Origin of the sequence: Streptomyces hainanensis (assembly GCF_004348415.1) — a bacterium.
Classification (GTDB): domain Bacteria; phylum Actinomycetota; class Actinomycetes; order Streptomycetales; family Streptomycetaceae; genus Streptomyces; species Streptomyces hainanensis.
Window position 1 is genome coordinate 1 of record NZ_SMKI01000235.1, and the last position, 12064, is coordinate 12064.

At 78.7% G+C, this 12064-nt stretch carries 2 protein-coding genes and 2 pseudogenes; all 4 read left to right on the plus strand.

Annotated elements, in window-relative coordinates; all coding sequences use genetic code 11:
• The first annotated feature begins 194 nt into the window (after positions 1-194).
• Positions 195-959 carry a thioesterase II family protein gene (locus E1283_RS21110; protein ID WP_132819677.1) on the plus strand — a complete coding sequence of 255 codons (765 nt, stop codon included), beginning with the start codon at positions 195-197 and terminating at the stop codon, positions 957-959.
• Between the two features lie 86 nt (positions 960-1045).
• A pseudogene (locus E1283_RS39935) lies at positions 1046-4006 on the plus strand (type I polyketide synthase); the annotation flags it as partial.
• 654 nt (positions 4007-4660) lie between these two features.
• Positions 4661-5170, plus strand: a pseudogene (locus E1283_RS39940) (KR domain-containing protein); the annotation flags it as partial.
• Between the two features lie 111 nt (positions 5171-5281).
• On the plus strand, positions 5282-12064 hold a 6783-nt coding region (locus tag E1283_RS39945), incomplete at its 3' end, for an SDR family NAD(P)-dependent oxidoreductase (protein ID WP_425086209.1).

A 12064-nucleotide genomic window follows, 5' to 3' on the forward strand; every position in this document is an offset into this window, starting at 1 on the left:
GGTGGGGCGTGGCCGATTAGGGGTTCCGAACTCTTCGCCGGCGTTTCTAGGGTCACCGCTGTGTCGACCCGGGCCAACCGGGTCGGCGCCGACGCGAGACGGCCGGGTGCGACCACACCCGAGTGCCACTCCGGGAAACGCTCGACGCGGGACCCGGACAACACCGTGCGTAAACGGGGGGAGCTCTTTCAGCCATGCGGAATCCCTGGGTCTATCGGAGTCCGACGTCCGGCGCTCGGACGCGGCTGTTCTGTTTCCCCTACGCGGGCGGGACCGCCGCCGCCTACCGCGGCTGGCAGGAGGACCTCCCCGGGGAGGTCGAGGTCTGCGCCGTCGAGCCACCGGGGCGCCGGGTCCGGCACCGGGAGCCCGCCATCCGGCGGATGCCGGAGCTGGTCGACGCCGCCGTCGCGGGCCTCGCCCCGCTCCTCGACCGGCCGTTCGCCCTCTTCGGGCACAGCCTCGGCGCGCTCGTCGCCTACGAGGTGGCCCGCGCCCTGCCGGCCGCCGGACTGCCGACGCCCGACGCGCTCTTTCTGAGCGGCGCCGCCGCCCCCCATCTGCCGAGGCCGGGGCGCCGGCTGTCCGGGCTGCCCGACGCCGAGTTCCTCGCCGAACTCCGCGACTACGGCGGCACTCCGACCGCGCTGCTGGCGGACCCGGAGCTGATCGGCCTCTTCCTCCCCACCCTCCGCGCCGACTTCGAGGTCTTCGAGACCTACGCCCACCAGCCGGGGCACGTGCCGGCCTGTCCCACCCACCTCTACGGCGGCCAGCGGGACCACCGGGTCATCGCCACCCAACTCCGCGCCTGGCGGGCGCTGTCGCCTTCGGTGGCCGGGGTGCGGATGTTCCCCGGAGGCCACTTCTACCTGCACGAGGACCGGACCGCCGTGACGGACGCCGTCGCCGGTGACCTCGCCGGCCTCGCCTCGGCCACCAGCGGAGCCGTGGGCTAGCCGACCCGCGCCCCGGCTCCTCTCACGCCTCCTCCCTCACCACCACCACCTCCGCCACGCACGCTCGCCCGCCGACCCACGAACCGATGGGGACAACAGACGTGACGCTCAGGACCTCGACGACGGCCGTGGACGGTGACCACCTGCCGTCCGGAACCGCCCACCCCGGGACCGACGACGCGGTGGCCGTGGTCGGCATCTCCTGCCGGCTGCCCGACGCGCCCACGCCCGCCGCGTTCTGGCGGCTGCTGGCGGAAGGGCGGCGCGGCACCGGCGAGCTGCCGGCCGTCCGGCGCCGTGACGGTGGCGCGACCGCGGGCGCGGGTGCGGCCGGCGAGCCGGACCCCTCCCACCACGGCGGGTTCCTGGAGCGGGTCGACGGCTTCGACGCCGCGTTCTTCGGGATCTCCCCACGCGAGGCGGCCGCCATCGACCCGCAACAGCGGCTGGCGCTCGAACTCGCCTGGGAGGCGCTGGAGGACGCCGGGATCGTTCCCGCCACGCTGCGGGGCAGCAGGACCGCCGTGTTCGTCGGGGCGATCGCCGGCGACTACGCCACGCTGGTGCACGGCGCCGGGGCCGTCACCCCGCACACCTTCACCGGCCTGCACCGGGGCGTCATCGCCAATCGGATCTCCCACACCCTGGGACTGCGCGGGCCGAGCCTCACCGTCGACTCGGCGCAGTCCTCGTCGCTGGTGGCCGTGCACCTGGCCTGCGAGAGCCTGCGCGCCGGGGAGGCCGAACTCGCCCTGGCCGGGGGTGTCCAGCTCAACCTCGCCCAGGCGAGCGCCGGCGTGGCCCAAGCCTTCGGCGCCCTGTCGCCCACCGGCCGCCTCCGGGTGTTCGACGCGGAGGCCGACGGCTTCGTGCGGGGCGAGGGCGGCGCGACCGTGCTGCTCAAGCCGCTCGCCAGGGCGGTGGCGGACGGCGACCCCGTCCACTGCGTCATCCTGGGCGGCGCCGTCAACAACGACGGCGGCGGGCCGAGCCTCACCCAGCCGAGCGCCGAGGCGCAGGCGGCCGTGCTGCGTGAGGCGTACCGGCGTGCCGGCGTGACGCCGGCCGACGCCCAGTACGTCGAACTGCACGGAACCGGCACGCCGGTGGGCGACCCGGTGGAGGCGGAGGCACTGGGCGCCGTGCTGGGCCCGGGACGCCCGGCGGAGCGGCCGCTGCTCGTCGGCTCGGTCAAGAGCGGGGTGGGCCACCTGGAGGGCGCGGCCGGCGTCACGGGGCTGGTCAAGGTCGCGCTCAGCCTGCGGGCCCGGAGGCTGCCGGGGACCCTCGACCACCGCACGCCCAACCCCGCCATCGCCTTCGGACGGCTCAACCTCCGGGTGCCGGACGCCCTCGGCCCGTGGCCGGAGCCGGACCGGCCGCTGGTGGCCGGCGTCAGCTCGTTCGGGGTCGGCGGCACCAACTGCCACCTGGTGCTCGGCGAGGCACCCGCGCGACGCCCGGCCGTCGACGACGACGACGGCGTCGACGACGGCGTCGACGACGGCGCGGAGGACAGTCATGGCGACCGGCCGGTGTGGTGGCCGGTCACCGCCCGCACGCCCGTGGCGCTGCGGGCACAGGCCGCCCGGCTGGCCGCCCGGCTGACCGGCGCCGACGACTGGACGCCCGGGCAGGTCGGGAACACCCTGGCGACCGGACGCACGCACTTCGCGCACCGGGCGGTCCTGGTCGGCGCGGGACGCGGCGAGTTGCTGGCCGGCCTCCGGGCGCTGGCCGGCGGCGTCCCCGCTCCCGGCACCGTGCTCGGGCGGGTGGACGCCGAGCCGGGAGGCGTCGTGTTCGTCTTCCCCGGCCAGGGCTCGCAGTGGGCGGACATGGCCGTCGAACTCCTGCGTACCTCGGCACCGTTCCGCGCCCGGCTCGCCGAGTGCGCCGACGTCCTGGCCCCCCACGTCGACTGGTCGCTCCTCGACGTGCTGCGCGGCGCCCCGGGCGCGCCGGGGCTCGACCGGGTGGACGTGGTGCAGCCGGCGCTGTTCGCCGTGATGGTCTCGCTCGCCGAGCTCTGGCGGTCCGCCGGCGTCCGGCCGGACGCCGTGGTGGGCCACTCGCAGGGCGAGATCGCCGCGGCCTGCGTGGCCGGCGCGCTGTCGCTGCCGGACGCCGCGCGCGTCGTGGCGCTGCGCAGCCGGGCCCTGCGGGAGATCGCCGGGCACGGCGGAATGGCCGCGGTGCCGCTGCCCCCGGACGAGACCGAGGCCCGCCTCGCGCCCTGGCGCGGCCGGCTCCACCTGGCCGCGGCCAACGGCGCCTCCGCCGCGGTGATCTCCGGCGATCCGGCGGCCCTCGACGCGTTCACCGCCCGCCACGCCGACGAGGACGTCCGGGTCCGCCGGATCCCGGTGGACTACGCGTCGCACTCCCCGGCCGTCGAGGCGATCCGCGACCGGCTGCTCGCCGAGCTCGGCGAGGTGGTGCCGCGCCAACCCGCCGACGGCGGGCCGGTGTTCTGCTCCACGGTCACCGGCGGCCCGCTCGACCCGAGGGAACTCGACGCCGGCTACTGGTACCGCAACCTCCGGCGGACCGTCCGCTTCGACGCCGCGACCCGGGCCCTGCTGGCCGCCGGGCACCGCACGTTCGTCGAGGTCAGTCCGCACCCGGTGCTCACCGCGAGCCTGCGCGAGACGATCCAGCTGGCCGCGGAGCGCGACCCGGGGCTCGACCGGGTGACGGTCACCGGAACGCTCCGCCGCGACGAGGGCGGGGCACGCCGCTTCCTCTCCGCCGCGGCCGAACTGTTCGCCGCCGGCCGGCCCGTGGACCCGGCCGCCGGCCTCCCGGCGACCGACCCCGGCCGGGTGTGGCTGCCCGGCTACGCCTTCCAACGGGAACGGCACTGGTTCGACGCCGCGGAACCCGCGGCCACGCCCCCCGATCCCGCCGCGGGGGCCGCCGACCCGCAGCCGTTCTGGGACGCCGTGGCCGCCGGTGAACTCGCCGCCCTGGCCGCGCCCGCCGGACCGGACGCCACGCCGGACCAGCTGGCCGCCGCCCTGCCCGCGCTCCGCGCCTGGCGGCGCCGCGAACGCGAGCTGGCCGAGGCGGACGCCTGGTGCCACCGGGCGCGGTGGACCCCGGTGTCCGCGGCCGACGACCCGGCGCTGTTCGGCACCTGGCTGCTGCTCGGCGCCGACGGGGCCGAGGACGACCGGCGGCTGCTCGCCGACCTGACCGGGGGACTGCCCCGGCACGGAGCCGAGGCCACCGCCGTGCCGGTGACCGCCGAGGCCGCGGGGATCCACGAGCTGGCCGACGTGCTCCGCGCGGCCGCCGACCGCCCGACGCCGGTGGCCGGCGTCCTGGTGCTGCCCGCCCTCACCTCGGCCCTCGCCGCCGCCGATCCGGACGTGGGCCGCACCCTGACCGGCGCCCTCCACGAGGCGGGGCTGGCCGTGCCCGGCTGGCTGGCCACCGGCGCCGGCGTCCGCGTCGTCCCGGCCGATCCGCCGCCCCAGCCCGCGGCCGCCGCCGTCTGGGCCGCCACCGCGGAACCGTCCGGCGGCGGCCTCGTCGACCTGCCCGCCCGACTCGACCCGCGCGCGGCCCGCCGGCTCGCCACGGTCCTCGGCGGCGGCCACGGCGAGCCCCGCCTCGCGCTGCGCGCGGACGGCCTCCGGGTGCCCAGGCTCCGCCCCGCCGGCCCGGCCGGCGCCGGCTGGCGGCCGACCGGCACGGTGCTGCTCACCGGCTGCCCGGGCGTGGTCGCCGACCCGATCGCCCGCTGGCTGGCCCGGGCGGGAGCCCGCCGGCTGCTGCTCGCCGGCGCCACTCCGGAGCAGGCGGCCGAACTCGCCGCCGAACTGGCCGCCGCCGGCGTCGACGTCACCACGGTCCCCGGCCCGCTCGACGACCCCGCACCCCTGGCGGCGGCGCTCGCCGCGCTCCCCGCCGACCAGCCGCTGACCGCCGTCGTCCACGCGGCCGGCGCGCCCGGGAACGCGCCCAACCCGGCCCCGCCCGCGAGCGTGGTGGCGGACGCCGGCCGACTCGACGAGCTCACCCGCGACCTGCCGCTCGCCGCGTTCGTCCTCTGCGCCCCGCTCACCACCGAGGTGGCCGGACCGCTCGCCGCCCGGCACCACCCGGCGGGCACCGATGCCGACGCCGCCGCCACCGGCGCGGGGCTGGCGACGCTGGCCGGGCGCCGGCTGCACGCCGGGGCCCCCGCCGCGCTGGTGGCCTGGGGGCCCTGGCGGGGCGCCGGGCCCGAACCGCTCGACGGCCTGCGCCCGTTGCCCCCGGAGACGGCGGCCAACGCCCTCCACCACGCCGGGGGCGGCGCCCACGAGCCGCTGGTGGTCGCCGACCCCGACTGGCGGCGGCTGGCCGAGGCGGCGGGCGCCGCCGACCCGCTCGCCACGCCGCTGTTCGACGAACTGGACGCCGTACGCCGGCTGCGCGCCGAACGCGCCACCGCCGGCCCCGACTCCGGCGACCGGGCCCCGCTGCGCGACCGGCTCGCCGCGCTCCCCGACACCGCGGCCGACGAACTGCTGCTCGACCTGGTCCGCGCCCACGCGGCGCACGTCCTCGGCCACCGCGACCCCCGGAGCCTGACCGTCTCCGCCGCCTTCAAGGACCTCGGCTTCGACTCCGCGACCTCCGTCGAACTCCGCGACCGGCTCGGCGCGGCCACCGGGTTGCGACTGCCGAGCGCCCTGCTCTTCAACCACCCCACCCCGGCCGCACTCGTCCGGCACCTGCGCCGCGAACTCGGCGGCGGCCAGGCGACCGCGCCCACCCGCGGGCGGCCGGCGGCCCCCGCCGACGACCCGGTGGCGATCGTCGCCATGGCCTGCCGTTACCCCGGCGACGTCCGCGGCCCCGAGGACCTGTGGCGGCTGGTCGCGAACGGGGTGGACGCCACCGGCGAGGTGCCCGAGCGGCGGGGCTGGGACCGCTGGCCCTGGTACCGGCCGGGACCCGAGCCGCACCCGGGCGCCTCCTACACCCGACGCGGCGGATTCCTCGCCGACGCCGACGCGTTCGACGCCGAGTTCTTCGGCATCAGCCCCCGCGAGGCCCTGGCCCTCGACCCGCAGCAGCGCGTGCTCCTCGAGGTCGCCTGGGCGACCCTGGAACGCGCCGGCATCCCGCCCCACACGCTCCGCGAGACCTCGACGGGGGTCTTCGTCGGGGCCATGACGCAGGACTACGGGCCACGGCTGCACGAGTTCGACGAGACGGTCGCCGGCTATGTGCTCACCGGCACCACCGGCAGCGTGCTCTCCGGGCGCATCGCCTACACGCTCGGGCTCCAGGGCCCGGCGGTGACCGTGGACACCGCCTGCTCCTCCTCGCTGGTCGCCCTGCACCAGGCGTGTCAGGCGCTGCGCTCCGGCGACTGCGACCTGGCGCTCGCCGGCGGGGTCACCGTGATGGCCACCCCGGGGATCTTCGTCGAGTTCAGCCGGCAGCGCGGCCTGGCCCCCGACGGCCGCTGCAAGCCCTTCGCCGACGCGGCGGACGGCACGGCCTGGGCCGAGGGAGCCGGACTGCTGCTCCTCGAACGTCTCTCGGACGCCCGGCGCGCGGGCCACGAGGTGCTGGCGACCATCCGGGGCAGCGCCGTCAACCAGGACGGCGCCAGCAACGGGCTGACCGCCCCCAACGGCCCCTCCCAGGAGCGGGTCGTCCGGCAGGCCCTCGCCGCCGCCGGCCTCGACCCGGCGGAGGTGGACGCGGTGGAGGCGCACGGCACCGGCACCCGGCTCGGCGACCCCATCGAAGCCGAGGCGCTGATCGCCGTCTACGGCCAGGACCGGCCCGCCGGCCGGCCGTTGCGGCTCGGCTCGCTGAAGTCCAACATCGGCCACGCCCAGGCCGCCGCCGGGGTCGCCGGCGTCATCAAGATGGTGGAGGCCATGCGGCACGGGCGGCTGCCCGCCACCCTGCACGTCGACCGGCCGACCGAGCGCGTCGCCTGGCGGCCGGGCACGGTCGAGTTGCTGACCGAGGCCATGGCCTGGCCCGACACCGGCCGGCCGCGCCGGGCCGGCGTCTCCTCGTTCGGGATCAGCGGCACCAACGCCCATCTGATCCTCCAGCAGGGCCCGGCGGCGGAGCCGGAACCCGCCGCCCCGCCGAGCGGGGCCGACACCGCGGGGCCCGTGCCGTGGGTGCTCTCCGCGGCGACCCCGGGCGCCCTGCCCAGGCAGGCCGACCGGCTGCTCGCCGCCCTGTCGGACCGGCCAGGGCTGACGCCGGCCGAGGTCGGCCACGCCCTGGCCACCACCCGCACGCCCCTGGCCCACCGCGCCGCCGTCGTCGGCACCGGGCGCGCGGCCCTCACCGGGGCCCTGGCCGCGCTGGCCGCCGGCGAGGAACCGCCGCCGGGCGCCGGCCAACTGGTGCGCGGCTCCGCGCTCGACGGCCGGATCGCCTTCGTCTTCCCCGGTCAGGGCAGCCAGTGGCCGGGCATGGCCGCCGAACTCGTGGCCACCGCACCGGCGTTCCGCGACCACCTGGCGGCCTGCGCCGAGGCCCTCGACCCGCTCACCGGCTGGCGGCTGCTCGACGTGGTCACCGGCGCGGCCGACGCCCCACCGCTGGACGCCGCCGAGGTGGTGCAGCCCGCGCTGTTCGCCGTGATGACCTCGCTGGCCGCCCTCTGGCGACACCACGGTGTCGCACCCGACGCGGTCATCGGCCACTCCCAGGGCGAGATCGCCGCGGCCTACGTCGCGGGCGCCCTCGACCTGCCCGACGCCGCCCGCGTCGTCGCCCTGCGCTCCCGGGCGCTGCGCCGGCTGCGCGGCCTCGGCGGGATGGCCCATCTCGCGCTGCCCGCCGAGCGGGCGGGCGACCTGCTCGCCGGCTGGGCGGGACGGCTCGGCGTCGCCGCCGTCAACGGCCCGCGCTCCACCGTCGTCTCGGGCGACGCCGACGCGCTCGACGACCTGCTCGCGACCTGCGAGCGCGACGGCGTCCACGCCCGCCGGGTCCCCGTGGACTACGCCTCGCACGGCCCGCAGGTGGCGGCCGCTCGCGACGAGATCCTGGCCGCGCTCGCCGACCTGACGCCCCGTCGCTCCACCGTGGCGTTCTACTCCACCCTGACCGGCGCCCCGGTCGACACCCGGGACCTCGACGGCGACTACTGGTACCGGAACCTCCGCCACCCGGTCCGCTACGAGGAGACCGTCCGACGGCTGCTCGCCGACGGCCACCGGCTGTTCGTCGAGTCGAGCCCGCACCCGGTGCTGGTCCCCGGCACCCAGGAGACCGCCGCGGAGGCCGGCACCACCGCGCACGTTCTCGGCACCCTGCGGCGCGACCAGGGCGGCACCGACCGCTTCCTCACGTCGCTCGCCGAGGCGCACACCGGCGGGGCCACGCCGGACTGGGGCGCCGTCTTCCCGACGCCACCGACCCGGCGGGTGCCGCTGCCCGGCTACGCCTTCGAGCGCGTCCCCTACTGGCTCGCCCCGCCCACCGCCGACGTGGCCGCGGCCGGCCTGGCCGCCGCCGGCCACCCGCTGCTCGGCGCGGCGATCCCGCTCCCGGACGGGGCGCGGCTGTTCACCGGACGCCTCGGCCTGGCCGGGCAGCGTTGGCTCGCCGGACACCGCGTCGGCGGCCGGGTGCTGCTGCCCGGCACCGCACTCCTCGACCTGGCCCTGCACGCCGGCCGCGCCACCGGCGCGCCCACCGTCGAGGAACTGACGCTGCACGCGCCCGTCGTGCTGCCCGAGCCCACCGCCGGCGGGCCGGCCGGCGCGGCGCTCACCCTCCACCTCCACGTCGAGGCGCCCGACGAGCACGGCCGGCGGCGGTTCACCCTCCACACCCGGCCGGCCGGCGACGACGGGCGGGACAGCGACCCCGAAGGGCTCGACGCCGACGGGGCCGACGCCGACGCCGACGGTGAGGCCGACGACGCCGAGTGGACCCGGCACGCCTCGGGCGCGCTCGTTCCCGCGGCCGCGGACCACGAGATCCCGGCCCCCGCCCCGGCCTGGCCGCCGCCGGGCGCCAGATCCGTCCCGACCGACGGCCTCTACGGCCGGCTGGCCGAACGCGGCCACGACTACGGGGCCCCGTTCCAGGGCCTGTCCGCGCTGTGGCGCGACGGGGACGGCTGGTACGCGGAGGCCCGGCTCGACGAGGCCCACGCCGCCGACCCGTTCGCGCTCCACCCGGCGCTGCTCGACGCCGCCCTGCACCCGCTGCTCGTCGACCGGGACGAGGAGCCCCCGGGCGCGGGCCCCGCGCTTCCGTTCGCCTGGGGCGGGGTGCGGCTGCACGCGGCCGGCGCCGGCCGGCTGCGGGTACACCTGACCAGGACCGGCCGGGACACGGTCGCCGTCGCGGTCACCGACCGGGAAGGCCGGCCGGTCCTGGACGCCGAGGCCCTGACCCTGCGTCCGACGGCCCCCGGCACCCCCCGCACCCGGGGAACCGCGGGTCACCGACTGCACTGGACGCGTGGCGACGCCTCCCGGACGCCGCCGGGGAACGCCCGCTGGGCCGTGCTCGGCGACGACCCTGAGCTCGCACCGGCCCTGGCGGCGGCCGGCGTGCCCGCCACGACCCACCGGGACCCGGCCGCGCTGCGCGCCGCGGTGCGCGACGGCTCCCCGGTGCCCGACGTGGTGCTCGTCCCGCTGCCCGCCGGGCCCGCCGCCCCGGCTCCCGAGGCCACCCACGCCGCCACGCGGTGGGCACTCGACACGCTCCGGAACTGGCTGGCCGAGGAACCGGAGGACGGCGGCGCGCCGCCGCCCGACACCCGGCTGGTGCTGGTCACCCGGCAGGCGGTCGCGACCCGCGCCGGCGAGCCGGTCGCCGACCTGGCGGGCGCCGCGGTGTGGGGCCTCGTCCGTTCCGCGCAGTCCGAGAACCCGGGCCGGATCGCCGTGCTCGACCTGGCGGCCGGCCCGCCCGAGCCCGGCGCGCTGGTCGCGGCCGTGACCAGCGGCGAGCCGCAACTCGCGCTACGCGGCGACGAGTTGCTGGTGCCCCGGCTCGCCGCCCGGCCGGCCGGTGACGTCCTCGCCATCCCGGCGGGCCCCGACTGGAAGGTGGACGTCACCGCGCGCGGCGCGCTGGACGGCATCGACGTCGTGCCGGCGCCGGAGGCCGCCGGGCCGCTGGCCACGGGCCAGGTGCGGATCGCGGTGCACGCGGCCGGCGTCAACTTCCACGACCTGGTGCTCGCGCTCGGCATGGTGGACGACGAGGGCGGCATCGGCCTCGAAGGCGCCGGCGTGGTCGTCGAGACCGGCCCTGGCGTCACCGACCTGCGGCCGGGCGACCGCGTCATGGGCCTGTTCACCGGCGCGTTCGGCCCCCGGGCCGTCGCCGACCGGCGCACCCTGACGCCCGTCCCCGACGGGTGGACCCTCGCCGAGGCGGCCACCGTGCCGGTCGCCTTCCTCACCGCCTGGTACGGGCTGCGCGAGCTCGGGGGCCTGACCGCCGGCGGCCGGGTGCTGGTGCACGCGGCGACCGGGGGCGTCGGCATGGCCGCCGTCCAACTCGCCGGGCACTGGGGCGCCGAGGTCTTCGCCACCGCCAGCCGCCCCAAGTGGCCCACGCTGCGCGCGGCGGGCGTCGACGACCGCCACCTGGCGGACTCCCGCACGGCCGCCTTCGAGCCCGCGGTGCGCGCCGCCACCGGGGGCGCCGGGGTGGACGTGGTGCTCAACGCGCTGTCCGGGGACCTGACCGACGCCGGCCTGCGGCTGCTGCCTCGCGGCGGTCGCTTCGTCGAACTCGGCAAGACCGACCTCCGCGACCCGGCGCGGGTCGCCGCCGACCATCCGGGCGTCGCCTACCGGGCGTTCGACGTCTACCGCGACCCCGGCCCCGACCTGGTGGCGCGGATGCTCGCGGAGCTGGCCCCGCTCTTCGCCGACGGCACGCTGCGCCCGCTCCCGGTCACCGCGTTCGACGTGCGCCGCGCCCGGGAGGCGTTCCGGCTGCTCTCCCACGCCGGCCACACCGGCAAGCTGGTGCTGACCCCGCCCCGCCGCCCCGACCCGAACGGCACCGTCCTGATCACGGGCGGCGCCGGCCGGCTCGCCGCGCTGGTCGCCCGCCGGCTGGTCACCGAGCACGGCGCGCGCCGGCTCCTGCTGGCCAGCCGGCGCGGCGCCGCGGGCACGGCCGGTCTGGTGGCCGAACTCACCGCGGCCGGGGCCGAGGTGACGGTGGAGGCGTGCGACGTCGCCGACCGGGCGGCGCTGGCCGCGCTGCTCGCCCGGGTGCCCGCCGCCCATCCGCTCACCGCCGTGGTGCACACCGCGGGGCTGCTGGACGACGGCGTGCTGCCCTCGCTCACCCCGGACCGGCTGGCCGCGGTGCTCCGGCCCAAGGCCGACGCCGCCTGGCACCTGCACGAGCTCACCAGGGACCGGGACCTGGCCGCGTTCGTCACCTTCTCCTCGGTCGCGGGGCTGCTCGGCAACCCGGGACAGGCCAACTACGCGGCCGCCAACACCTTCCTCGACGCGCTGGCCCACCACCGGCGGCTCGCCGGCCTGCCGGGGATCTCCCTCGCGTGGGGCCTGTGGGGCACCGCGAGCGGCATGACCGGCCACCTCGACGAGACCGACCTGGCCCGGATGGCCCGCACCGGGCTCCGCCCGCTGGCCACCGACGAGGGGCTCCGGCTGTTCGACGAGGGGCTGGCCGCGGCCGACGCGCTGCTGGTGCCGGCCAGGCTCGACCGGGCGGCGTTGCGGCGGCTGCCCGCCGACCGGGTCCCCGCCGTGCTGCGGGAGTTGGTCGGCCCGGGACGACTGCGCCGGGTGCGCGCCGAGGCGCCCGCGGGCGACGCCGCCCCGGGCGGGGCACTGCGCGAACGGATCGCCGCGCTGCCGGAGGCGGAGCGCCGGCGGACGCTGCTCGACCTGGTCCGCGAGCACGGCGCGGCCGTGGTCGGCGGTGACCGGGCCAGGTTCGGGCCCGGCCGGCAGTTCAAGGACCTCGGGTTCGACTCGCTCACCTCCGTCGAGCTGCGCAACCGGCTCGGCGGGGCCACCGGGCTCCGGCTGCCGGCCACCCTGGTCTTCGACCACCCCACGCCGGCCGACCTCGCCGCCCGACTGCTCGCGGAGCTCGCCCCGGCGGCC

What these genes read in the sequence shown, in the direction of transcription:
- E1283_RS21110 (WP_132819677.1), top strand. Translation starts at nt 195, where the DNA reads ATGCGGAATCCCTGGGTCTATCGGAGTCCGACGTCCGGCGCTCGGACG.